The organism is Nocardioides sp. BP30 (genome assembly GCF_029873215.1).
Taxonomy (GTDB): Bacteria; Actinomycetota; Actinomycetes; order Propionibacteriales; family Nocardioidaceae; genus Nocardioides.
Genome location: NZ_CP123620.1, coordinates 148,358 through 172,005 on the forward strand (window position 1 = coordinate 148,358; position 23,648 = coordinate 172,005).

Below are 23,648 nucleotides of genomic sequence, written 5' to 3' on the forward strand. Positions count from 1 at the left end.
GGGTGAAGGGCTCAGCGCGGCGTGGTCAGCTCGGCGAGCGCATCCTCGAAGAGTCGGGTCTTGATCGTCGCCAGCGTCGTACCCGCCTTCGAGGCGCTCGCCCGGGCCAGTTCGATCGCGGCGGGCAGGACCTCATGCTCCGGTACGGCGAGATCGACGATGCCGGCCCGCAGGGCGTCGGTGCCGCCGTAACGACGACCCGTGACCATCGCCTCGTGGGCGGTCTGCGGAGAGAGCCGAGCGGTGATCAGCGCCGTCATGCCGTGCGTGAACGGCATGTCGATGTCGACCTCCGGCAGGCACCAGAAGCCGCGGTCGGCGCGCATCACGCGGAAGTCATGGCCCAGGCTGAGCATCGCCCCGGCGGCGAACGCGTGGCCCTGGATCGCCGCGACGGTGACGACCGGCAGCGCCAGGGCGCGTGCGAACAACCGCTCCGCATCGGCGAGGTAGGCGTCGAACTGATCGGCGTGGCCGCCGAGCCAGTCCAGGTCGAGACCGTTGGAGAAGAACTTCCCGGTCGCGGTGGTGACCAGCGCCCGCGGCCCCGCGGTCGCCTCGACCTCGGCCAGCGCGGCGTCCACGGCGCCGACCCAGTCGGGATGGAAGCGGTTCTCACCATCGCCGAGGTCGAGCACGAACACCTCGCCGTCCCGGTCGAGACGCGGGGTGGCAGTGGAGGTGGGCCGGTCTGCTGCGGTCACGGTGCTTCCCCTTCGACGTCGGAGGCGGCCCAGCGAAGGGCGCCCTGCTCGGCACGCTACCCGGCCGATGATCGCAGCGTCATCGGGCCTGCCGACCTGCAGGTGCGCCCGGTGGCCTCGGCCTGTCCCGCGGCGCCGGCACCGAACGGACGAGCCCCCAGCGAGCTTGCGCTCGCCGGGGGCTCGATCCTGAATCGTCTGGCGGTGGCGGTGGGATTTGAACCCACGGTGGGTTTGACCCCACACATCATTTCGAGTGATGCACCTTCGGCCGCTCGGACACGCCACCGGGAGGAACGTTACTAGAGCCGGTGCCCGGCGAAGAAATCGGCCAGCATGGCCGTGCTCTCCTCCGCGGCCACGCCCGCGACGACCTCCGGGCGGTGGTTGAGGCGGCGGTCGCGGACCACGTCCCACAGTGATCCGACAGCGCCCGCCTTCTCGTCGTACGCGCCGAAGACGAGGGTCCGGATCCGCGCCAGCACGATCGCGCCGGCGCACATCGTGCAGGGCTCGAGGGTGACGACCAGGGAGCAACCGTCGAGCCGCCACGCGCCGCGGGCGCGGGCGGCCGCACGCAACGCCACCACCTCGGCGTGGCCGGTGGGGTCGGCCTCGGCCTCACGCAGGTTGCGACCGCGGCCGATCACCTCGCCGGCCGGGTCGAGCACGATGGCGCCGATCGGGACGTCGCCGGTGGCCAGCGCGGCGCGCGCCTCCTCCACAGCGGCCGCCATCGGCGCCGCCCAGCGGTCGGTCGGCGTCACGCCGAGGTCAGGCCGACAGCGTCGTCGAAGATCTTGCCGAAGCCCACCTTGCGCGCGATCTCGGAGACCATCTCGTCGGGGTAGAGGTCGAAGTCGTCGAGCAGGATCCCCATGTCCATCGCGCTCATCCCCATGTCGGAGAGGATCGCGAGGTCGCCCGCGGGCTCCTGGTCGTCATCGTCCTCCGGCAACGGCAGACCGAGATGCTCCACCGCGGAGCCGGCCAGCTCCCATTCGTCGGCAGCGGTGATGTCGGAGAGCAGAACGCGCGTCGTCGCACCGGCGACGCGGACCATGACGAAGAAGTCCTCATCGATGCCGATCACCCCGAGTGCGCCGCCGTCGCCGGGGAAGCGGCGCAGCGCATGGGTCAGAGTGTCGAGGTCGGCGAGGACGTCGTGCGCAAGCTCCTGCGCGGTCCACACGCCCTCTTCACGGAAGACCGCGAGGGCGAAGTCGACGCCATCCACCTGATCGGACATGTCATCCAGAGTGACAGAGGTCGGACCCGGGGCCAACCCCCTTTCGGCTGCGTTCACCAGGCTCTCGCCGACGGGTGGGATTCACGTAGGGTTCGGCCATGGCCATGCAGACCCTCGTGGTTGACCACCCGCTCGTCGCCCACAAGCTCACGCACCTGCGCGACCAGCGCACCGACTCCCCGACGTTCCGCTCGCTGGCCGACGAGCTGGTCACGCTGCTCGCCTACGAGGCCACCCGCGAGGTCCGGGTCTCACCGGTCTCGATCCAGACGCCGGTCGGCCCGACCGAGGGCGTCGAGCTGGCCAGCCCGCGGCCCCTCGTCGTACCGATCCTGCGGGCGGGTCTCGGCATGCTCGACGGGATGATGCGCCTGCTCCCCACCGCCGAGGTCGGCTTCCTGGGGATGGTGCGCAACGAGGAGACGCTGCAGGCCACGACGTACGCCGAGCGGCTCCCCGCGGACCTGTCCGGCCGGCAGTGCTACGTCCTCGACCCGATGCTCGCCACCGGCGGGACCCTCGCCGCGGCCATCGACTTCCTGGTCCAGCGCGGCGCTGACCACATCACCTGCGTCTGCCTGCTGGTGGCGCCGGAGGGCGTGGCCCGGCTCGAGGAGGCCACCTCCCACATCCAGGTGCCGATCCAGGTGGTCACGGCGGCGATGGACGAGCGGCTCAACGAGAAGGGCTACATCGTCCCGGGGCTCGGCGACGCCGGGGACCGGCTCTACGGCATCGCCGGCTGAGCCGGCGGGGCGTCCGCCGGGCCGATCGGCCTTGTAACGCGGTGTCCGACGCTGTTCTGCGGTGCTGCAACACCGCAGCAGTGGGCCGGACACCGCGTTACAAGGATCCGAGGCGCGGCTAGGCGGCACGCCGACGCCCCTGGATCCGGTACGGCGCCAGGTCACCGATGTCGGTGCCGAAGCGCCGGCAGGTGTCGCGGTGCTCACGGTCGAGCCGTGCCAGCGCGGCAACCCGAGCCGCGCCCCAGTGGTCGCTCCAGACCACGCGCGACATGCCGAGCTTGAAGCCGGTCACGAAGTCCTGCCGCCCCTTCTCCTCCCAGAGCACGTCCTGGCCGGGGCGCGTCGCGACACCGCCCTGGGCGGCGGATCGGTACTTGATCCGGCCGTCGGACTCGATGATGTGCCGGTGCAGGCGCAGGTCGCACCAGACCTCGCGACGCCCGTCGGTCAGGCCGAACTGCGTCTCCGGCGGCCCATGACCGAGCTCGATCACCAGCATCCGGGTCAGCGTCTCCCCGACGGACTCCGAGCCCTCGTCGGCCAGCTCGAGCTCGGCGCGCGCGGTGCGGATCCGCGGCCAGCACGGCATCGACTCCAACGCAGCCTCCAGCTCCGCGAGAGGCACCCCCGACCGCAGCGCCGAGTCGAAGGCGACGACACCGTAGGGATGACCGTGCTCGCGGGCGATGTCGGCGGCCGTGCGGGCGGCGCGCAGGCACCGCACGCCGTCGATCTCGACGACGTCCTCGGCGGCGTACGGCGCCAGGTGGTGCTTGACGCCATGCTCGTGGCGCGAACCGTGGACGGTCGGCCGGGTCACGTGGGTGAGGCAGGGGCTCGGCAGCAGGAGACCGAGGCCCAGGACGAGACCCGCTGACTCGTGACTGCGCACGTGCTCGCGCTCGATCCGCAGGCACGCGGCATCATCGAACAGACGCTGCTTGGCACCACGCTCGACGGTCGTGGCGACAAGTGCCTGCTCGGCGTAGACGCCGCGACGTACGGCGACCCATCGGCCGGACCGCACCGCGGCATCGATCTCCCGCGTCGTGATGCCGGCAGCCGTGGCCTGGGCCCGGGTGACGAGGCCGCGCTGGGCCCGCATGTGGCCGATGACGGTGGCGTTCATGGCAGCCACCGTCCGCCGTTCGACGCCGCGGCGCAGCGTCCGCCGCGGCAGCTGTGGACGACCCGCGCTCGAAGGGCAGCTGTGGAGGGAATCCGACCGCCGGGGACGGGCCCTTGTAACGCGATGTCCGGTCCGCCGGGGACGGGCCCTTGTAACGCGGTGTCCGGTCCACCACTGCGGTGTCGCAACGCCGCAGAAGTTCACCGGACACCGCGTTACAGCGGCACAGCTCCCGGCGCCACAGCTCCCGGCGGCACAGCCCCCAGCGGCAGCTCCGCCAGCACCTCGTACCGAGGCCGGCCGCGCGGTCCGTCGCCGAGATGCGATTGCACGAGCGTGACCGACGAAGCCGTCCAGGTCGGGCCGCTATAGGCATCGAGCAGCCGCACCCAATTGCTGACCTCCCGGGGCACCCCCAGGCGAGCGACGGTCAGGTGGGGCCGGAAGCGGGCGCCGTCGACCGCGATGCCGCTCTTCGCCGCCGCCGCGCGAGCGCCGCTCGCCGACCGCTCCAGCTCGGTCGCCGCAGCCTCCGAGCCGAGGGACAGCCCCGCCCAGATCACCTTGGCACGGCCGGCGTCGGGAAAGGCTCCGCCGCCGGCGATCGCCACCTCGAAGGGCGTACGCCGGGCGGCCGCGCGGGCCAGCCGCTCGAGCAGCTCGTCGAGCCGCCACGGCGCCACCTCGGCCAGGAAGGCGAGGGTCACGTGCAGCTGCTCGCGCTGTGCCCAGCGGAAGTCGGCGGCGGCGCGGCGTACGTCCAGGAAGGCGTCGAGGTCCTCGACGGCCTCCTGCGGCGGGAAGAGCGCGGCGAACAGCCTCATCAGACCTGGGTGCCGAGCAGCGTCCCGATCAGGTAGGTGACGCCCATCGCGAACGCGCCGCCGAGGACGTTGCGGATCATCGCGCGCCGGACGTTGGCGAAGCCGAGCCGGGCGCTGGTGAAGCCGGTGACGGCGAGGGCCACGAGGACGGCGCCGACGGTCACGTAGAAGCGCTCCGGCGAGGGCAGCAGGATGGTGAGCAGCGGGAGCAGGGCGCCGACGGTGAACGCGACCATCGAGGCGAACGCCGCCGACCACGGGTTGGTGACGTCGTCCAGGTCGATGCCGAACTCGAGGTAGGAGTGCACGCGCAGGGCGTTCCACTCGGTCAGCTCGCGCGCGGCCGTCTCGGCGGTCTGCGGAGACATCCCGCGGTCCTGGAGCATCTGGGTGAGGTCCTCCAGCTCCTCCTCGGGCATCCGCTTGAGGTCGCGACGCTCGGCGTCGACCAGGGCAAGCTCTGCGTCGCGCTGGGTGGAGACGGATACGTACTCGCCCGCAGCCATCGAGAGGGCGCCCGCGACCAGTGCGGCGATCCCGGCGATCAGGATCGGCGACCGCTCGTCGCTCGCGCCGGCGACGCCCATCACGATGCCGGCCACCGAGACGATGCCGTCGTTGGCGCCCAGAACACCCGCTCGCAACCAGTTGAGCCGGTTGCCCAGCCCCTCGGAACCGGCATGCTCGTGCTGCATGCTCGCCAGATCGACCATGCCCCTATCGTCCCGCGTCCGTGCGCCGCGCCGCAACGAAGGTCAGGCTGGGCTGAGTCGGGCTGCTGGAGGAGCAGCGCTGGGTGACGGTTTTGACCCCCAGGGGTCAGAACCGCACGTTGTCGGGCAGTGCTTCGCCCATCAACGTTCGGTTTTGACCCTCAGGGGTCAAAACCGACCCAGCGACCTCACCAGGAACGACCAGAGCGGTCCGTCAGAGCCCGAGGTCGCGGCCGATGATCTCCTTCATGATCTCGTTGGAGCCGGCCCAGATCTTGGTGACGCGGGCGTCGCGCCAGGCGCGGGCCACCCGGTACTCGTTCATGAAGCCGTAGCCGCCGTGCAGCTGGACGCAGTGGTCGAGGATCTCGCTCTGGGTCTGCGAGGACCAGTACTTGGCCTTCGACGCCTCCACAGCGCTCAGCTCGCCCTTGGCGTGCGCGGCGACGCACTTGTCGACGTACGCCTCCGCCACCTCGATCTGGGTGAACAGCTCGGCCAGCAGGAACTTGTTGTGCTGGAAGTTGCCGATCGCCTGACCGAACGCCCGCCGCTCCTGGGCGTAGGTCAGCGTCTCGGCGAGGATCTGCTTGGCGTGCGCGATGTTGGCGACCGAGCACGAGAGCCGCTCCTGGGCGAGCTTCTGCATCATGTGGATGAAGCCCATGTTGAGCTCACCGATGATCTCGGCGTCGGTCACGCGGACGTTCTCGAAGAACAGCTCGGCGGTGTCGGACTCCTCCATGCCGACCTTGTCGAGCTTGCGGCCGCGGCTGAAGCCCTCCTTGGTGGCCTCGACGGCGAAGAGGGTGATCCCCTTCGCACCCTTCTCCGGGTCGGTCCGCGCGGCCACGATCACCAGGTCGCAGGAGTAGCCGTTGGTGATGAAGGTCTTGGAGCCGTTGATCACCCACTCCTCGCCGTCGCGGACGGCGGTGGTCTTCAGCGCGGCGAGGTCCGAGCCGCCACCGGGCTCGGTCATCCCGATCGCGAGCAGGATCTCACCGGCAGCGACACCGGGGAGCCAGCGCTGCTTCTGCTCGGGGGTGCCGAGCTCGTTGATGTACGGCGCGGTGATGTCCACGTGGATGCCCACGCACGTCGAGTACGCCGCACCGACCTTCGCCAGCTCCTCCTCCAGGACGGCGTTGAAGCGGAAGTCGCCCGCACCGCCGTACTCCTCGTCGAGGGAGAGCCCGAGGAACCCGTTCTCGCCGGCCTTGAGCCAGAACTCGCGCGGCAGGGCCTTGTCCAGGATGTACTTCTCGCTGTTCGGGATCACGTCCCGCTCCAGCCAGGTGCGCACCGCAGCCCGGAAGTCCTCGTGGTCCTCGGTGTAGATCTCGCGCTTCATACACCCAGGATACGGGGGTAAGTTACTCGCGCGTAGGCGGTGGGATGTGGCGTGGGTAACGCTGGCCGGCTCGGACGACGTCCGATCTGCGTACCGGACGTGCCTGTGGCCCGCCGGACTCTCGGCGGGCCACAGGACGTCGGGCGATCAGTGCTTCGGCTTGACCTTCAGGGTGAGGGTCGTCGCCGAGCCGGTGAAGTCAGCCGTCGGGGCGTAGACGACCGAGATCTTCTTCGTCTTGGCCTTCTTTACCTTCCTGGCCAGCTTCGGCGCCTTAAAGGTGAGCACCGCACGACCGCCGTTCAGCGTCGCGAGGTGGCTCTTGCCGGCCACCGTGACCTTCACCGAGCCGGTCGGGACGACGCCCGGGGCGGCACTGACGGCGACATTCAGGCGGACCTTCTTGCCGGACGTCACCGCGTGCTTGGCCAAGCTGGCCGAGGTGGTCGTGGAGTACGCCGTGATGCCCACCGACGCACCGCCCGGCTCGACCACAGCGGTCGCGTCGCCGTCGGCGTCGACTGTGACGAGCTTCGTCACCGACACGTGCGCCGTGGCGCCGACAGCGAGCGCCTTGAAGGTCAGGGTGACCAGCTTCGTGTCGCCTTCGGCGGCCGGGGAGGAGCCGAGCTTGGTGTGGACGACGTGCACGGTGCCGGATCCGGCGGTGATCACATCGCTGCCGGTGGTGCCGCCGGTGGTGCTGGTCGAGACCAGCGCGGCCGCCTTCGGGTCGAACCCGAGGGACAGGTCGTAGGCGTAGAGGTCCTTGGCCGACTCGTCCACCGTGACCGAGAACGTCTGGCCCGGCTTCACCGTCCTGGCGCTCGCCCCGAGGGTCACCGCGCCGGTGCCGGGAGCGTCCTCGTCCACCCCGGGACCGGCGTAGGTCTCCCCCGCCAGGGCCGGGTAGAGCGCCGGCGTGGTGCGGGCCTTGGTGGCCTGTTCGAAGGAGTAGCCGTAGGAGATCAGGTCGCCCTCGTCGTAGTCGCGGCCGAGGAACTCCAGGTTGACGTTGGCGTTCGCCGGAGCACCCGCGGTGACCTCGCCGGCGTTGTCCTGCCCGGCCGGGACCGTGATGGCCGGCATGCCGGTGTTGGGGCTGAGCCGCAGGTTGGTGCTGTAGGTGCCGTACGTCGTGGTCGTCGGATAGATGACCGCGTCGATGTCGTCGGTGTCCATCAGGTTGGTCAGGTACGCCGAGCCGTTCTTGATCAACGAGCCGTGGGAGGCCATCCAGGCGTTGTAGGTGTCGGTCGTGACCGCGTCGCGCTGGGTGTAGACGCTGCCGTACTGCGGGGTGTACTGACCGGAGCTGACGATCTCGGCCAGCGTGCGGTCGGCGACCGTCGGGTCGAGGTGGTTGGCCACGTAGGCGGCGATGTTGGCCTTGAACTCGTTGGTGCTGCCGCTGCCCTCGTTGAGGATCTTGGAGACCGTCACCCCATTGGCGGGATCGGCGGCCAGGGTCGAGGGGTCGATCGCGTCGACGGTGGCACCCGCGTCCTGGAGCTTCTGCACCGCATCGAGGAAGATCCGCCGGGCGGCGATCTGCGAGGCGCTGGTCGCCGACGAGGGCGGCACCATCGAGGTGAAGTAGGCGAAGTGCTTGCCGGCCAGCGACCCGGCCTTCAGGTAGGACGTGTACGACGTCGGCAGGTGCGTGTCTGCCTCGGAGGTCGCCGCGTCGGCAGGGTCGCTGCCGACGACCGCGTCCAGAGCCACCGCCACGTCGGAGACCGAGCGGGCGATCGGGCCGCCGGTGTCCTGGGTCAGCGCGAGCGGGACGATGCCGTCGCGACTGGTCAGACCGACGGTGGGACGCAGGCCGACGAGCTGGTTGTAGCTCGAGGGCACCCGGATGGACCCGCCGGTGTCGGTGCCGAAGCCGATCGCGCCGAGGTTCGCCGAGATCGACGCACCGGTGCCGCCGCTGGAGCCGCCGGCCGACTGCGCGGTGTTGTACGGGCTGGCGACGTACTTGCTGGAGCCGACCGGCGAGCCGGCGCTGTACTGGGAGACGAAGCCGTAGGCGAACTCGTCCATGCTGGCCTTGCCGAGGATGATCGCGCCGGCGTCACGCAGGCCGGCCACCATGGTGGCGTCGGTGCTGGTCTGGTTGTCCTCCCAGCAGCTGCAACCGGCCGAGGTGGGCATGTCCTTGGTGTCGTAGTTGTCCTTCAGCAGGATCGGGATGCCGTCGAGCATGCCGCTGCCGTGACCGTTCTTCTTCCGGGCGGCGTCGCTGGCAGCGGCGGCCGCGAGCGCGTCCTTCGCATCGGCGGTGATGACAGCGTTCAGCGGCCTGCCCGACGTCGCCGGGTCGACGGTGGTGCTGTTGTAGGCCGTGATGCGGTCGAGGTAGTCCTGGGTCAGCTGCACCGAGGTGATCACGCCGGCGTTCATCGCCTTCTGCATGTCGAGGGCGCTGGCCTCGATCAGGTCGAAGGAGCCGTCGTCGTAGATCACCTTCTGCGCCAGTCGGGCGAGGTCGGCGATCGTGATCGTGCCGTCGCCGTCCAGGTCCGCGGCTGCGACCTTGGACCAGCCGGCACCGGTGGAGGAGGTGCCGAGCGCTGCGCGGGCGATGTCGAGGTCGGCAGCGGTGATCTGATGGTCGCCGGTGAGGTCCCCCTCGGTGTAGAAGGGGGCGAGGTAGGCGCCGCTGTCGCTGGCGCCGGCCGGGTGGACCTGGTCGGCGGCGGAGGAGGGCGCGGCGACGGCCAGCGACAGGCCGGCCGCACCGATCGTCAGCGCGAGGGAAGCGCTGGCGAGACGAGCCTTGGAGGGGGTCATGCGATGCTTTCTTGCCGGAAGATCCGAGACGGACCGTCAAGGTAAGAAGCCAATGTTTCGTCGGCGGTCGCCCCGCAGCCCCTTCACGGTGGCCGGGTGTTACACCGTCTGAAACGAATCAAGAACAATTGTTTCGCGAAACTGTGAGGATGCCGGCCGCGCTCAGCTCAGCGTGCGCAGGGCGGCGTCGGCCTGGTCCAGGAGCTCGCGGAACGGCCGCGCGGCAGCGTCGGCGAGCCAGCCCGCGAAGGCGACGTGGAACGCCGCCACGGCACTCTGCGCCGCCAGGCTCGCGATCAGGTCCTCGACACCGCGCGCGCGAAGGTCTCCGGCGACGAGATCGGTCATCGCGGCGAGCTTGAGCAGCTCGCGCTCCCGCAGGGCCGGGTTCGCCGCCACGATGCGCGAACGGCGTACGGCGTGCTCTCCGCGCTCCTCCAACGCCTCGCCGAAGGCCCGCATCCCGGCCATTGCCGCGTCGAGCGGCGAGACGCCGTCGGCGGCACCGGCGATGGCCTCGGTGACCGCCCGCTGCATCTCGTCGGTGCCTGCGAACAGCACCTCGCGCTTGTCGCTGAAGTGGCGGAAGAAGGTGCGCTCGGTGACGCCCGCCCGCTCGGCGATGTCGCCAGCGGTCGTCTGCTCGAAGCCACGCTCGGCGAAGAGATCGATGGCAGCTTCGATCATCCGCCCGCGCGCGCCCGGCTCCCAACGACCCATGCCCGGGATTCTAGGCGATGACAGCCTCTGACATCGCGTGCTACCGTCGATGTCAGCAACTGACATCGATAGGAGACCATCATGCGCGTATTCGTCACCGGAGCCTCGGGTTGGATCGGCTCGGCCGTCACCGACGACCTGCTGACTCACGGCCACCAGGTGATCGGGCTGGCCCGATCGGCCGAGTCGGCGGCCGCCCTGCGGGGCAGGGGCGCCGAGGTCCACGACGGCAGCCTCGACGACGTCGACTCGCTGCTCGCGGGGGCGAAGGCTGCTGACGCGGTCATCCACCTCGCCTTCAAGCACGACTTCACCGACGTCGCGGCGGCCTGGCGCAGCGAGCGCGCGGCGGTGGAGGGCATGCTCGACGCCCTGGCCGGCAGCGACCGACCGTTCCTGCTCGCCTCGGGCCTCGCTGGCGCGGACCTGGGCCGACTCGTGACCGAGGACGACGCCTCGCCGTTCCACGGCGCTGACTCGATGCGGGGTGGCAGCGAGAACCTCGCGCTGGAGTACGCCGAGCGCGGCGTGCGCTCGGTCGCGGTGCGCTTCGCGCCCACCGTCCACGGCACCGACGACCACGGCTTCACCGCCCGCCTGGTGCAGATCGCCCAGGAGCACGGCAGCGCCGGCTACATCGGCGACGGCGCCCACCGCTGGGCGGCCGTGCACCGCTCCGACGCCGCCGGCCTGGTCCGGCTCGCCCTGGAGGGGGCTCCCGCCGGCTCCCGGGTGCACGCGGTCGCGGAGGAAGGGGTCCCGACGCGCGAGATGGCAGCGGCGATCGGCGCCTACCTCGGCGTACCGCCCGTGACCGTCCCGGCGGAGGAGGCCGAGGCGCGCTTCGGCTGGCTGGCCACCTTCTTCGGCCGCGACGTCGCAGCCTCCAGCGCGCGCACCCGCGAGCTGCTCGGCTGGGTGCCGACCGGGCCGACGCTGCTCGACGACATCGCCGGCGGCGCGTACGCGGCGGCTGCTGGTCGCTGAGAGGGCTCTGCGAGGTCCGGCCGGAACCCGTGTCCGGCGCCCGGGTACCGTCTGGTCGTGGTACCCACGCAGCCTCGGTCGGGCGGCCTGCCGACCCCCATCCGACGCCCGGCGCCATGACCACCGTGGTGGACCACCTGCTGGCCATGCCGACCTGGCTCGCACTGCTGCTGGTGTTCGCGCTGCCGGCTCTCGAGGCCTCGGCGTTCCTCGGGTTCGTCTTCCCGGGCGAGACGGCGCTGATCCTCGGCGGGGTGATGGCCTCGCAGGGTGCCGTGCCGCTGCCGGCCGTGCTCGCGGTGGGCGTGGGCGGCGCGATCGTCGGCGACTCGATCGGCTATGCCGTCGGGCGCCGGTGGGGACGGCGGATCCTGCGCTCGACGGTGGGGCGATTCGTGCGGCCCGAGCATCTCGACCGAGCCGAACGGGCGCTCTCGGTGCGGGGCGGCTGGACCGTCTTCGTCGGGCGCTTCACCGCCGCGCTGCGCGTGCTCGTGCCGGGCCTGGCCGGGATGGGCCGGATGCCGTACCGGACCTTCCTGCTCTACAACGTCTCGGGGGCGCTGATCTGGGGCAGCCTGATGGTGGTAGCGGGCGATGTCGCCGGGCGGAACTGGCACCGCGTCGCCCACCTCTTCTCCGGGGCGGGTCTGGTGCTGACGGCGCTGGTCGTCGGGGCCTTCGTCGCCGTCCAGGTCGTACGTCGCCGCCGGCGGGCATCACCGCCCGCCGACGGCTGACCTCACTTCCGGGCGTGGGTGTAGGCGATGTAGAGGTCGCACTGCGCCTTGCGAGCGACCTCGCTGGCGATGCTCCCGAGGATGCGGGAAGCGCCCTGGACGCGCTTGTTGCCGACCACGATCAGCTCGGCGTCGACCTCCTCGGCCACGCCGAGCAGCGCCTCGGCGGGCTTGCCGCCCGCCGCCTGGGCCGAGACCGACAGCTCCGGGTAGACGTTGCGCAGCCGGCCGATCGTCTGCTCGGCCACCTCGCTGGCCGGCTCGACGGTGGTGAAGACCAGGTCACGATCGTCCTGGACCCGCTCGACCTCATAGTTGCCGTAGGCACAGACCACCCGGAGCTCCGACTTGAGGGCCAGGGCCAGCCGGCCTGCCGCCAGGGCGGCCTGAGCCGCCGGCTCGCTTCCGTCGACTCCGACGACGATGACGCCCATGGTGTGCTCCTGTGGGTAAGGGTGCGAGACGACTCCAGCCTAGTGGCGCACCAGGTCCGGGCACGAGCGTTGCCCACGCCGCGTCCACCTCGAGGCAGGCTGGCCTCAGCTCGCCTCGTCGCACTCCTGGAGCGTCGCATGGGTGGCGGCCTCGCGGTGGTCGCAGATGATCCGCTTGACGGTGAAGACGCAGGAGCCGCAACTCCGGCCGGCCCCGGTCGCCCCGCACACCTGCGCGACGGTGCGCGCCCCCTGCGTCAGGGCAGCAGCGATCTGCTTGTCGTTGACGACCTCGCAGTGGCAGACGATCACGGGGAACCCTTCGGTGGCGGTGATATGAGGTTAGCCTTACCTCAAGGTCCTGTCCACTGCTGATCGTTGGGTGGTGTCTGTTCCTCGTTGCGGGGCGTGTGCCAGCATGGCGGCCAACGTTCCCGATTTCCCTGGAGGTGGCGATGCAGCCGATCAGCCCACGCGTGGTCGAGCTCCTCAACGAGGCGCTCACCTTCGAGCTCACCGTGACCAACACCTACTTCCTGCACGCCAGGATGCTCGACAACTGGGGCCTGTCCCGGCTCGGCAAGGTCTTCTACGACCTCTCGATCGACGAGATGAAGGACGCCGACGAGCTGATCAACCGGATCCTCATGTTCGACGGGCACCCGAACGTGCAGCGCCTCAACGCGATCACCGTCGGCGAGACGGCCGAGGAGATGCTCGAGCTGGCGCTCGCCAGCGAGCGCGCGGCCGTCGCCCAGTTCAACGCCGCAGCAGCCGAGTGCCACGGCCTCGGCGACCACGGCAGCGCCGCTGTCTTCGAGGAGATGGTCCGCGACGAGGAGCGGCACGCCGACTGGTTCGAGAGCCAGCTGGACGCCATCGCACGCGTCGGCGCACCGGGCTACCTGGCGCAGCAGATCAACGCCGGCGAGGCTCCCTGACCGAGCCCGCCGGGCTCACTGCCCGGATGGCTCGATCGTCAGGTCGTGGACGCCGCGATCCATCCGGACCCGGAGGTCCGGGTCGGAGAAGTCGCCGCGTTGCGCGGCGGCCATCAACCGCTCGGCCAGGAGCCGGACCCGCACGTTGTGGTTGCGCGACCACCAGCGGAGCAGCTCGAACGCCTGGTCCTCGGTCAGGCTGTAGGCCAGCATGAGCACGCCCTTGGCCTGCTCGATCGCACCGCGTCCCGCCGTGACGGCCTCCACCGCTGCCCGCCCCGCTACCTCGCCGGCCTCGTGCAGGTCGCCGGTGACGTCGATGACCAGCCCCTCGGCGAGATAGCCCTCGTCCCGGGACCGGATGTCATGGGCCACCAGCAGCAGTGAGCGCAGCTCGGCCTCCGAGGCTGGTACGCGGTAGCGCAGCCTCCAGTGTGCGCCGGCCGGCTTCGCGAGGGACTCGAGGAGGACCGCCCGGTCCTCCTCGTAGACGAGTGCCAGGAGCTGGTCGGTCGTCAACGATTCCGGGTGGGCGTCGTCCCACCCGTGCAGCAGCGCCGCGGCGTCGTCCCAACGCCAACGGCCCGAGTTCGAGTCGTAGCCGAAACGACCGACCATCTCGACGTCGGCGGCGTCACGGCTCTCCGCTGCAGTCATGCGCGGCAATCCCACCCAGTTCTGTGCCATGCCGGCGCGACGCTTCCGTGCCACGGAAGCGAAGGGTCGACGCCGGCTTCGGGGTGGCCGCACTCCTTGAGCCGGACGGAAGTATGCCATGAGGGGGCAGCGATCCGCGTGCCGAGGGGAGCCGCTACCCAGCAGCGTCGACAACATGTACCCGGCGCCGGTTCGTGCGATAATTCTGCCCGGCTCGAGAACCAGGCCGTTCTGTGGCACACCCGCCGCATGCTCCGACGAGAGGCCGTTGTCGATGACAAGCTCCGTGGCACCCAGCGAGGCGGCCAGCGCATTCACGAGTCTGGCGCGGCTCGTCTACCACGGTCAGACGTACGGCGAGGTCTACACCGAGATCTGCCGGCTCGCGACCGTCGTCGTACCCGGGTGCGACCACGCCTGCATCACCACGATCAGCGCCGGCGAGCAGCCTGCCCTCGAGGCGACGACCGACGCGATCGCTGCGCAGGTCGACGGGCTGGAGTGGGAGACCGGCGAGGGCCCGTGCGTCGACGCGATCCTGACCCAGCGCTTCGAGTGGGACCCCGACATCACCAAGCGGCCGGCCTGGCCGAAGCTGGCGGCCCGCATCCTGGACATCACCCCGGTCCGCGGCATGCTCGGCTACCGCCTGGTGGTCAACGACCACAAGGTCGGCGCGCTCAACATGTTCTCCGACACCCCCGGGGCGCTCACCCAGGAGGCCGCCGACATGGGCGCCATCCTGGTCAGCTTCGCGTCGGTCGCCCTGACCGCGGCCAACCAGCGCGAAGAGGCGGCCAGCCTGCGCCAGGGCCTGCAGAGCAACCGGGAGATCGGCAAGGCGCTCGGCATGCTGATGGCGACCCACGACCTCAGCGACGACGAGGCCTTCCGGCGACTGCGGCTGGCCTCGAACCGGATGAACACCCGTCTCGTCGAGGTCGCCCAGCGCGTGGTCGCCGAGCACCGTGCGGGCACGAGCGGTACCGCCTGACCGGGCGGCGTGTCATACTCGAACTGGCCCAAGCAGTCCGGCCCCGGCAGAACCACAGCGTGACGACCAGCTGAGGCGACGCCACCGGCGGTGAGCGACGACCTATGCGTCCCTCCGCCCCTAGGCCGAAGGGCTGATGCCGCATGGACCTTGACTTCTACTATTCGGGCGATGAGACGACGGGTCCGCGCACGTCACTGGCCGTGACCGGCTTCATCGATCTGAGCACCAGCGAGGCGCTGCTCGACGCCGGCCTCCGATCACTCTGGTCGGACCCGGCGCTGGAGTTGGACCTCTCGGCCGTGGACTTCATGGACGCCGCCGGCGTCGCCGCACTGTCCGCCCTGCGAAGCGCTGCCGAGCGCCTGGGCAAGACCTTCGAGATCACCGCTGTCTCGTTCGCGGTGCACCGGGTCCTGCAGATCCTCGATCTGATCGAGACCTGGTCGGTCCCCCGCCCGCGCGCCCAGACGGGTGACGGCGGCGACCATCGGTGTCGCCCGCAGCCACGCACCAGCAGCTCGACGAGCGAGGGCTGAGCTCCCCGCCGCGCGGAGCGCCACCGTCACGCAGGTGGCAGCGGCGCCCCGCACGGGCGGCCCCGATCAGGCCGTGATCTCCGCCGGTGAGCCGCTGTCCTCGCTGGTGCCGGTGATCTGGATCTTGCGCGGCTTCGCCCTCTCCGCGACGGGAACGACCAAGCGCAGCACGCCGTCGGTGTACCCGGCCTCGATCCGCTCGAGGTCGAGGTTGTCACCGAGCACGAGCTGCCGGCTGAAGGCTCCCTTGGGACGCTCGGCGGCGAGTGCCTCCCAGTCGCCGTTGCGGGCGATCCGCTCGGCCCGGACCGTCAGCACGTTGCGCTCGATGTCGAGGTCGATGCTGTCCTTGACCACGCCGGGCAGGTCGAACTCGATGACGAACCGGTCGCCCTCACGCCACGCGTCCATCGGCATCACCGCGGGACGGTTCGTGCTGCCGAGCATCTGCTGGGTCAGGCGGTCGAAGTCACGGAACGGGTCGGTGTTACGAAGCAGCATCACAGTCCTCCTGGTTCTCGAGATGGTTGCGGCGAACCCTTACCTGCAATCGCCGTTATAGGTTTCTTATACCTCCGGATGGACGTAGGATCAAGCCCCTCAACGGGCTCGACGGAAGTGAGGAGGTCAGGGGTGCCGAAGCGGGGCCGAGGCGTCTACGCCATCTCCGTCGCAGCCGAGATGGTGTCGATGGAGATCCAGAACCTGAGGGTCTACGAGCGCCGCGGCCTGCTGCAACCGGACCGCACGGCGGGTGGCACGCGCCTCTACAGCGCCGACGACATCGAGACGCTCCACCGGATCCGAGACCTGCTGGCCGAGGGATTGAACCTCGCCGGGATCGCCCGCGTCCTCTCCCTCGAGGACGAGATCGCCCGGCTGCGTCGACGCCTCGCCGAGTGAGGGCGGGCAGCCGTAGGTGAACATCCGCAGTGGAACTGATGAAGGACCAGCGGCGCCGCCCGGAACCCGCTAGCGTCACGCCTCCCGGCAGCGGTGAGGGACGAGGACATGGCACAACGGCGAGGCTGGTACCCGGATCCGTTCGAGGACCGGCAGCAGCGGTGGCACGACGGCCGCCGGTGGACCGGCGTGACCCGGCTCGACCCCGATCTCCCCCAGGACGCCACCGCTGCCCCGGCTCGCCGTACGCGACGACGTCCCTCAGGCGGCGTCCCCTGGCTGGGGCCCGTGATCGTGGCGGTGGTCGTCGGTGCCGTCGTCCTCACCATCACTCGGGTGCACCTCCCCTTCGGGTCGGCCGGCACGGCGGCGGCACGGAAGGCCGGCCACCAGCGGATCCTGCCGCCGGTGCGGTCCACCACGGGTTCGGTGAACTACGCCATCCTCAACACCGGCCCGAGCGGGCGGCCGATCGGCTACGACCCCTGCCAGGTCATCGAGTACGTGATCAACCCGGCCGGGGCGCCCGCTGACTACCTGTCCTTCATCAGACCCGCCGTCAGGGCCGCGCAGAAGGCGTCCGGCCTGAAGTTCGTCTACAAGGGGACGAGCACGGCGACGTACCGCACCCGCACGCACAGCGCCGATGCGGAGCCGATCATCATCACCTTCCCCACCGCGTTGAAGGCCAAGAAGGCGCCCCAGGACGCGATCGGACTGGGCGGCTCGGAGACGATCGAGATCAACGGCATCCTGCAACCGCACTACGTCACCGGTTTCGTCGCCCTGTTGAGCAGCTGGTTCAAGCAGCAGAGTGCCCGGCACGGACGGGTGGCGGAGGAAGCGGTCGTGATGCACGAGATCGGGCACGTCCTGGGGCTGGGCCACGTGGAGGACCCGAGCCAGATCATGTACCCGAAGTACCACGGCCAGGCGACGTACGGCGCCGGCGACCTCGCCGGTCTCGCCGCCGAGGGCGACGGCGACTGCTGACCGCGCCCGAGGAACCTCGATCCCATCACAGGGCGGCACCGTCACCAGGTGACAGTGCCGCCCTGCGGCGTGTGCTCCTCGCTCCTCACGCGGTCGGCCGGCCGCCCTCGTACAGGCGCGGCACCGGGTGGTTGGCGGCGAACACACCGTGCTCGTCGACAGCCGAGCGGATCCCCTTGAGCTGCAGCCACCGCTCCTCGCCGTACGCCGCCCGGCAGTCGACGGCGCGCTCGGCGAAGTTGAGGTACTGCGTACCCGTCGCGTGCGGCGCCAGCGCGTCGGTGACGCGAACCGCGTCGGCGTGGGCCTGCGCGCCCATCTCGGGCGTGATCGCCATCCCGCCGGCGAGCACCGCGTACTGACCCTCGAGGTGGGTCAGCACACCGCCGCCCTCGGCCGGCCGACCGACGGCGCCGCCGAGCTGGCGGAGCTCGGCCAGCAGGAGCGACGTGCTCGCGTCCGGACCGACCTCCGCCCAGAAGGCGTCGATGCCCGCGTCCGGCAGCCCGGCGAGCACCGTCGAGCTCGAGGCGAACGGCGCCCCGCCCTCGGGGTCCATGTGGATCCGGGTGACGGCGGTGGTCGGCACCCGGCCGAAGGTGTCGATCTCGGGGCGCAGCGCCCGGAATCCGGCGAGGAGCTCGGCCGCCCGCTCGTCGCTGCCCAGCACGGCGCCGTCGAGGACGGCGATCCGCCTGCCTCGCAGCGGCTCGGGGATGTCCGGGACGGGGGGCAGCCGCATCGCCCGGAAGGAGGTGCTGATCTCGTCCGGGGCGGCGGGTGCCCAGGCGGCGTACTCGCGCAGCACGCGCTCGGCGTCCGCGAGGTCCCACACCAGCATCCCGGCGTACGCCGAGGCGATCGGGAACATGGTGAACTCCAGCGCCACGACGACGCCGAAGCTGCCACCACCGCCGCGCAGGGCCCAGAACAGCGGTGCGTTCTCCTCCGCGTCGGCGCGCACGACGCTGCCGTCGCCGATCACGACCTCGGCGGCGACCAGGCTGTTGGCGGCCAGGCCGAGCTTGCGGGCGTACCAGCCGATCCCGCCACCGAGGGTGAAGCCGGCCACGCCGACGTCGGGCGAGGAGCCGTGCAGCACCGCGCGACCGTGTGCCGCCGCGGCCTCGACGACCGGCTCCCAGACGGCACCACCCTCGACCCGGACCACGTTGCGGGCGGCGTCGACGGTGACCCTGTCCAGCCCGCCGGTGCGCAGCACGACCACATCCTCGAGGCCGCGCTCGGCGAGCGGCCCGGCGTTGTGGCCGGTGGACTGCGGGGCGACCCGCAGGCCGGTGACGGCGGCGGCGCGGACGAGCGCGCTGACCTCGTCGACGGTCCGCGGCTGGGCGACGGCGGCGGGGCGCTGGTCCACGGCGAGGTTCCAGGCGGTCCGGGCGGCGTCGTAGCCGGGATCCCCGGCGAGGTGGATGCGGTCGTTGCCGCTGGTGCCCCAGATGCGTCGCAGGGCGTCGGCGGGCTGGAAGTCGAGGACGGTCATGATGGTTTCCTTCGGATATCGGTGTGGTTGTCCTGATGGCACCGACGATGTCCCGGGCCGCTTGAGAACGACTGGGGACTGACTGGGGACCGACGTGGGCGAACCTGGAAATGGGGGAGGCGTCAGGCGCTCAGGCTTCGTACAGTCGTCTCGTGACCGTGACCGCCGGGACCCTGGTGCGGGCCTCGGTGCTGGGCCCGGTCGCGGTCCGGCGCGAGGGGCTCGACCTCGACCTCGGCGCGCCTCGGCAGCGCGCGGTGGTGGCGGCCCTGGCGCTGCACGGCGGCCGACCTGTCAGCGTCGACACCGTGGTGGACCTGGTCTGGGGCGAGCGGCCGCCGCCCGGCGTCGCGACCACGTTGCAGGGCTACGTCTCCCACCTGCGCCGCGCCGTGGAGCCGGAGCGAGAGCGTCGCGCGCCGGCACGGGTGCTGGTGACGGTGGGCACGGGCTATGCCTGGCAGGCACCGGTGGACGCCGGCGACTTCGAGCGGGTCGTGGAGCGCGCGCACGCACGGCTGCGGACCAGCGGCCCCACGCTCGCCCCCGACGCCGACGAGGCACAGCTGCACCAGACGCTGCACGACCTGGAGGATGTGCTGGCCGGCTGGCGAGGAACGCCGTACGCCGAGTTGGGTGACGCGCCCGCCGCCGTCGCCGAGCGAGCCCGACTCGAGGAGCTGCTGCTGGTCGCGCGCGAGGACCGCGCGGTCGCCGGGCTGGCGCTCGGGCGACACCAGACCGTCGCGGCCGAGCTCGAGACGCTGATCCAGCAGCATCCGCTGCGTGAGCGGCTGTGGGCCCTGCAGGCGGTGGCGCTCACGCGGGCGGGCCGCCAGGCCGAGGCGCTCGACCAGTTGCGCCGGCTTCGCGAGGTCCTCGACGAGGAGCTGGGGCTGGTGCCGTCGCCGGAGGTGCGCGACCTGCAGGCGGCGATTCTGCGCCAGGACCCCGAGCTGGACTGGACGCCACCGCGTGGCGAGGGGTTCGTGCCGGGCACCCGGCACGGCGCGGAGGTGGCGCCGGCCGGCGGAGCGACAGCCCTCGGCGCGCCACCCGTGGCGCCGTGGCCGATGACCGGACGCGACTCCGAGCTGCAGGCGCTCGTCGGCCAGCTGCGGCACGCGGCGACCGGGACCCCGTCGTACGCCGTCATCACCGGCGATCCGGGCATCGGCAAGTCCCGGCTGGCCGGGGAGCTGACCCGCGCGGCCCGCGAGGCGGGCGCCCAGGTGCTGATCGGCCGATGCTCGCAGGACGACGGTGCTCCGCCGCTGTGGCCGTGGAAGCACGTGCTCGGCGGCCTGGGGTCGACGCTCGAGGAGGCGGTGGGGGTCGAGGACGGCGGTCAGTTCGGCGCGTGGGAGCGGGTGAGTGCGGCGGTCCTGAGCGCTGCCGCCGAGCGGCTCACCGTCGTCGTGCTCGACGACCTGCACTGGGCCGACCCCTCCAGCCTGCGCGTGTTGCGGTTGCTGCTGGAGCGGGCGGCCGGGCAACGGCTCCTCCTGGTCGCGACCTGGCGCCCGTCTGCCACACCCACCGCCGACCTCGCGGTGGCGGCCGATGCCCTGGCGCGGGTGCACGCGCTGCGCATCGAGCTGTCGGGTCTCCCCCACGGCGCGGTGGCCGACCTGTTCGAGGCCGTCAGCAGCACCGCGCCGTCCCAGGAACAGGCGGTGCAGCTGCGCGAGCGCACCGACGGCAACCCGTTCTTCCTGGTCGAGTACGCCCGGCTCGCCGGTCAGCGCGACCTCGCCCGGCTGCTCACCGAGGAGCATCCCCCAGCAGCGGTCTCGGAGGTGATCGCTCGCCGGGTCGACGCGCTGCCCGAGCAGACGGTGACAGCGCTGCGGGCCGCCGCCGTGGTCGGCCGGTTCTTCGAGACGGCCGTGGTGGCCTCGGCGACCGGAGTCGCGGAGGACGACGTACTCGACCGGCTCGACCCAGCGCTCGCGGCCGGGCTGCTGCGCGAGGACGGCGTCGATCGGTTCCTGTTCGCGCACGCGCTCGTGCGCGACACCCTCGTGTCCTCGATGCCGGCCAGCCGCCGGGCCCGGCTGCACGTGCGGATCGCCTCGGCGCTGGAGGGGATCGGCGGCCGCGAGACCGAGGTGGCCGGTCACTGGCTGGCCGGCGGTCCGGCTTACGCCGCCCGGGCCTGGCGCGCCGCCGTCGCAGCGGCGGCCGCCGCGCGCCGGCTCTACGCGTACGACGACGAGGTCCGGCTGTGGCGCTCGGCGCTCGACTCCCTCGCCGCAGACCCGGAGGCGACGCCGCGTCAGCGCTACGACCTGCTGACCGGCCTCATCGAGGCCTGTCGTTGGGCGGCCGACCTGCCCGGACTCGTCGCCGGTGTCGAGGAGGGCATCGCGGTCGGCAAGCAGCTGCGCGACCCGGTGGCGGTGGCACGCGCCGCGATCGCCACGACCCAGTCCGTGCTGTGGCGGTCCGCGCCGCCGGGTGAGGTCAACGTCCTGGTGGTGGACGCCCTGCGCGGCACGCTCGACCGGTTGCCGCCGGACGAGGACGAGCTGCGCAGCCGCACCCTGATCGCCCTCGCCATCGAGCTCGGCCAGCACGAGCCCTACGCCGACCGGGAGGCCCTGGTGGCCGAGGGACTCGCGATCGCCGATCAGATCGGTGAGGAGCACCTCCTGGTCGACGTACTGCTCGGCGCGGCCACCGCCCTGATCGTGGCGCGGTCCGATCCGCAACGGCTCGGGTGGATCACCCGCGCGCTGGAGCTGGCGCGCGCCATCGGCGATGACCGGGGCGTCGTCGTGGCCGGGACGATGCGCGCCGTCGCGCTCTCCGAGCTCGGCCGACCGCAGGAGATGCTGGCGGCCGCCGCGAGCGCCCGCGCCGACGGCGAGCGGCAGCGGATCCTGTTCGGACCGCTCATCCTCGACGAGCTCGAGCTGCCGTGGCGCGTCCTGGCCGGCGACACCGCCGCCACCGAGACGATCCTGGCCCGGATGCAGGCGACGGCCCGCCAGATATCGCACGGTGAGGCGGAGGAGGCGCTCGTCGCCTCGCTCATCACCGTGCGGATGAGTGAGGGACGCGTCGAGGAGGTGGTGCCCCTCCTGGAGGAGTTCGTGGCGGCCTCCTTCCCGTTCACCACCACCATCGCGACCTACCTGTGCCGTACCGGCGACCTCGAGGGCGCCCGCGCCTACTACCGCGACCACGGCGCACCGCTGGAGCACGACAACGAGGTCTCGCTGCTCGCCTGGTGCCACGCGGGCGAGCTGGCCCTGCACCTGGGCGAGCCGGATCTGGGCCGCGCCGTGCTGCCGCTGATCGAGCCGTACGCCGGCCGCACCTGCTCGGTCGGGCAGGCACTCACCGACGGCCCGGTGGACGCCTACCTCGCCTGTGCCGCCGCCGCTGCGGGCGAGCTCGAGCTCGCCGACCAGCACGCGCGGGCGACCCTGAGGCTGGCGGAGGAGTGGCGGATCCCGGCGTTCGGGGCGCGGTTCGCCGAGCTGCGGCGTCGGTACCGGTTCTGAGGCGTCGCCGGCTCGCGCCTACCGGGCCGGGAAGGCCGACCGCGCGGCCCAGGCCAGCACTGCTGAGGAGGCCACGATCGCCGCCGCGACGGCGGCCACCCAACCGAGCCCGCCGTGCGCGATGACCAGCGCTCCGATCGCCGCGCCACCGCCGATGCCGGCGTTGCTGCTGGCGTTGATCCACGCGCCGGCGGTCTCCGGCGTACTCGCGCAGGTGCGGATGGAGGCCGACTGGTAGAGCGAGGCGGCGGGGCCGAACGCGGCCAGCCAGACCATCGCGCAGACGATCACAGGTGCCAGCCGGGGATAGGCGACGGCCACCGCCGCGAGGCTGGCCGCCATCACGCCCGGGACCAGGATCGCGCTGAGCCGCGGCCGGTGGTCGAGCTGGGCGGCGGTGGCACGCAGGCCGACCAGGCCGCACGCACCGAAGAGCAGCAGGGCCGGACCGACCCAGCGCTCGCTCGCGCCGGCGTCGAGCAGCAGCACGCTGACATAGGTGTACAGGACGTAGGTGCCGAGGTACGCCAGGCCGTTCGCGAGCACCACGGTGGCCAGGTCGCGCCGCCGGCCCGGGTGGGCGGCGCTCTCCTCGCGCGGCCCCTCGACCGGCGGCAGCACGACCGCTGCCAGCACCAGGACCAGCGCGACGAGAACGGCCAGGCACCAGTACGCCGAGCGCCATCCGACCGCGTCGCCCAGCGCCGTCGACAGCGGCACGCCCAGGACGAGCCCACCCGACACCCCCACCGAGGCGAGTGCCATCGCGCGGCCGGTCAAGCCCGGCGGCACCAGGCGGGCGGCGTAGCCGATGCACACCGAGAAGAAGAGCGCATGGGTGATGCCGCCGACGATGCGGCCCGCCGCCAGGACGGCGAACGTGGGGGCCACGGCGGCGACCAGGTTGCTGACGACGTACCCGCCGATGGTGGTGAGCAGGACCGGCTTGCGCGGCAACCGCCGCGTGAGCAGCGCCAGCGGGACCGAGAGCACCGCCACCATCACGGCGTAAGCGGTGACCAGCAGGCCGGCGGTGCCGCTGTCGACGTCGAACGAGGCGCTGATCTGGGGCAGGAGCCCGACCGGCAGCAGCTCGGTGGTGACGGCGCCGAACACCGCCACCGCCAGCACCAGCAGCCCGGTGCGCGCCGTGCCCAAGGTGGCCGGGGCGTCCTGCGAGGTCGTCACTGCGTCACCCTCTCACCG

Annotated in this window: 24 protein-coding genes and 1 tRNA gene; 9 read left to right on the plus strand and 16 right to left on the minus strand. The window is 71.7% G+C overall.

The features are described 5' to 3' along the window. Positions 1–11: 11 nt before the first annotated feature. The 4 genes from P5P86_RS00635 to P5P86_RS00650 form a co-directional block, all read right to left on the minus strand. Positions 12–704, minus strand: coding sequence for an enoyl-CoA hydratase-related protein (locus P5P86_RS00635; RefSeq protein WP_280609338.1), 693 nt, complete (start codon positions 702–704; stop codon positions 12–14). A gap of 199 nt (positions 705–903) precedes the next feature. Next, a tRNA-Ser gene (locus P5P86_RS00640) sits at positions 904–993 on the minus strand. Positions 994–1,006: 13 nt separating this feature from the next. Continuing rightward, on the minus strand, positions 1,007–1,441 hold the full coding sequence (locus P5P86_RS00645; protein ID WP_280611297.1) for a nucleoside deaminase: 435 nt from the start codon (positions 1,439–1,441) through the stop codon (positions 1,007–1,009). A 26-nt stretch (positions 1,442–1,467) separates the two neighbouring features. Then, positions 1,468–1,953 carry a tRNA adenosine deaminase-associated protein gene (locus P5P86_RS00650; RefSeq protein WP_280609339.1) on the minus strand — a complete coding sequence of 162 codons (486 nt, stop codon included), beginning with the start codon at positions 1,951–1,953 and terminating at the stop codon, positions 1,468–1,470. Between the two features lie 104 nt (positions 1,954–2,057). Between P5P86_RS00650 and upp the strand changes: the two genes are divergently transcribed. Next, positions 2,058–2,699, plus strand: coding sequence for a uracil phosphoribosyltransferase (gene upp / locus P5P86_RS00655; RefSeq protein ID WP_280611298.1), 642 nt, complete (start codon positions 2,058–2,060; stop codon positions 2,697–2,699). Between the two features lie 118 nt (positions 2,700–2,817). Here the strand turns inward: upp and P5P86_RS00660 are convergent, their stop codons facing one another. The 6 genes from P5P86_RS00660 to P5P86_RS00685 all read right to left on the minus strand — a co-directional run bounded on the left by P5P86_RS00660 (position 2,818) and on the right by P5P86_RS00685 (position 10,238). After that, positions 2,818–3,831, minus strand: coding sequence for a type IV toxin-antitoxin system AbiEi family antitoxin domain-containing protein (locus tag P5P86_RS00660; RefSeq protein ID WP_280609340.1), 1,014 nt, complete (start codon positions 3,829–3,831; stop codon positions 2,818–2,820). 215 nt (positions 3,832–4,046) lie between these two features. Continuing rightward, positions 4,047–4,655, minus strand: a complete 609-nt coding sequence (thpR, locus tag P5P86_RS00665) for an RNA 2',3'-cyclic phosphodiesterase (RefSeq protein WP_280609341.1) — start codon at positions 4,653–4,655, stop codon at positions 4,047–4,049. After that, entirely contained in the window at positions 4,655–5,368 is a 714-nt protein-coding gene (locus P5P86_RS00670; protein WP_280609342.1) for a VIT1/CCC1 transporter family protein, read from the minus strand. Before P5P86_RS00670 ends, thpR begins: the two co-directional genes overlap by 1 nt. Before the next feature lie 214 nt (positions 5,369–5,582). After that, complete coding sequence (locus P5P86_RS00675; protein ID WP_280609343.1) at positions 5,583–6,722, minus strand: acyl-CoA dehydrogenase family protein; 1,140 nt, start codon at positions 6,720–6,722, stop codon at positions 5,583–5,585. 147 nt (positions 6,723–6,869) lie between these two features. Further along, positions 6,870–9,518 (minus strand): amidase family protein, encoded by a 2,649-nt coding sequence (locus tag P5P86_RS00680; RefSeq protein WP_280609344.1) that lies wholly within the window; start codon positions 9,516–9,518, stop codon positions 6,870–6,872. A gap of 162 nt (positions 9,519–9,680) precedes the next feature. Beyond that, entirely contained in the window at positions 9,681–10,238 is a 558-nt protein-coding gene (locus tag P5P86_RS00685) for a TetR family transcriptional regulator (RefSeq protein WP_280609345.1), read from the minus strand. A gap of 81 nt (positions 10,239–10,319) precedes the next feature. On the opposite strand from P5P86_RS00685, the gene P5P86_RS00690 reads away from it, so the two are divergent. Next, positions 10,320–11,225, plus strand: coding sequence for an SDR family oxidoreductase (locus tag P5P86_RS00690; protein WP_280609346.1), 906 nt, complete (start codon positions 10,320–10,322; stop codon positions 11,223–11,225). Positions 11,226–11,341: 116 nt separating this feature from the next. Continuing rightward, positions 11,342–11,965: a DedA family protein gene (locus P5P86_RS00695; RefSeq protein WP_280609347.1), complete on the plus strand. Its 624-nt coding sequence runs from the start codon at positions 11,342–11,344 to the stop codon at positions 11,963–11,965. Between the two features lie 2 nt (positions 11,966–11,967). Here P5P86_RS00695 and P5P86_RS00700 read toward each other — a convergent pair whose 3' ends face one another. Then, entirely contained in the window at positions 11,968–12,399 is a 432-nt protein-coding gene (locus tag P5P86_RS00700) for a universal stress protein (RefSeq protein WP_280609348.1), read from the minus strand. 105 nt (positions 12,400–12,504) lie between these two features. Then, positions 12,505–12,711, minus strand: a complete 207-nt coding sequence (locus P5P86_RS00705; protein ID WP_280609349.1) for a (2Fe-2S)-binding protein — start codon at positions 12,709–12,711, stop codon at positions 12,505–12,507. A gap of 143 nt (positions 12,712–12,854) precedes the next feature. Here P5P86_RS00705 and bfr point away from each other — a divergent pair, with 143 nt between their 5' ends. Then, a complete protein-coding gene (gene bfr / locus P5P86_RS00710) occupies positions 12,855–13,340 on the plus strand; it encodes a bacterioferritin (protein ID WP_280609350.1) in 486 nt (161 codons plus the stop codon). A 15-nt stretch (positions 13,341–13,355) separates the two neighbouring features. Here bfr and P5P86_RS00715 read toward each other — a convergent pair whose 3' ends face one another. After that, the gene (locus P5P86_RS00715; protein WP_280609351.1) at positions 13,356–13,997 is read right to left on the minus strand and encodes an ANTAR domain-containing protein; all 642 of its coding nucleotides are present in this window, start codon (positions 13,995–13,997) and stop codon (positions 13,356–13,358) included. Positions 13,998–14,271: 274 nt separating this feature from the next. Between P5P86_RS00715 and P5P86_RS00720 the strand changes: the two genes are divergently transcribed. Further along, complete coding sequence (locus P5P86_RS00720; RefSeq protein WP_280609352.1) at positions 14,272–14,991, plus strand: ANTAR domain-containing protein; 720 nt, start codon at positions 14,272–14,274, stop codon at positions 14,989–14,991. A 143-nt stretch (positions 14,992–15,134) separates the two neighbouring features. After that, positions 15,135–15,530, plus strand: coding sequence for an STAS domain-containing protein (locus tag P5P86_RS00725; protein WP_280609353.1), 396 nt, complete (start codon positions 15,135–15,137; stop codon positions 15,528–15,530). Between the two features lie 66 nt (positions 15,531–15,596). On the opposite strand, the gene P5P86_RS00730 is transcribed toward P5P86_RS00725, so the two are convergent. Beyond that, positions 15,597–16,031, minus strand: a complete 435-nt coding sequence (locus P5P86_RS00730; RefSeq protein ID WP_280609354.1) for an Hsp20/alpha crystallin family protein — start codon at positions 16,029–16,031, stop codon at positions 15,597–15,599. Between the two features lie 132 nt (positions 16,032–16,163). On the opposite strand from P5P86_RS00730, the gene P5P86_RS00735 reads away from it, so the two are divergent. Both P5P86_RS00735 and P5P86_RS00740 read left to right on the plus strand, forming a co-directional pair. Continuing rightward, positions 16,164–16,433, plus strand: coding sequence for a MerR family transcriptional regulator (locus P5P86_RS00735; protein WP_280609355.1), 270 nt, complete (start codon positions 16,164–16,166; stop codon positions 16,431–16,433). A 108-nt stretch (positions 16,434–16,541) separates the two neighbouring features. Beyond that, on the plus strand, positions 16,542–17,426 hold the full coding sequence (locus P5P86_RS00740) for a matrixin family metalloprotease (protein ID WP_280609356.1): 885 nt from the start codon (positions 16,542–16,544) through the stop codon (positions 17,424–17,426). Between the two features lie 85 nt (positions 17,427–17,511). On the opposite strand, the gene P5P86_RS00745 is transcribed toward P5P86_RS00740, so the two are convergent. Next, positions 17,512–18,930 carry an FAD-binding oxidoreductase gene (locus tag P5P86_RS00745; RefSeq protein WP_280609357.1) on the minus strand — a complete coding sequence of 473 codons (1,419 nt, stop codon included), beginning with the start codon at positions 18,928–18,930 and terminating at the stop codon, positions 17,512–17,514. Positions 18,931–19,082: 152 nt separating this feature from the next. On the opposite strand from P5P86_RS00745, the gene P5P86_RS00750 reads away from it, so the two are divergent. Next, positions 19,083–22,442 carry an ATP-binding protein gene (locus tag P5P86_RS00750; protein WP_280609358.1) on the plus strand — a complete coding sequence of 1,120 codons (3,360 nt, stop codon included), beginning with the start codon at positions 19,083–19,085 and terminating at the stop codon, positions 22,440–22,442. 18 nt (positions 22,443–22,460) lie between these two features. Here the strand turns inward: P5P86_RS00750 and P5P86_RS00755 are convergent, their stop codons facing one another. Further along, complete coding sequence (locus P5P86_RS00755) at positions 22,461–23,630, minus strand: MFS transporter (protein ID WP_280609359.1); 1,170 nt, start codon at positions 23,628–23,630, stop codon at positions 22,461–22,463. Positions 23,631–23,648 lie beyond the last annotated feature (18 nt).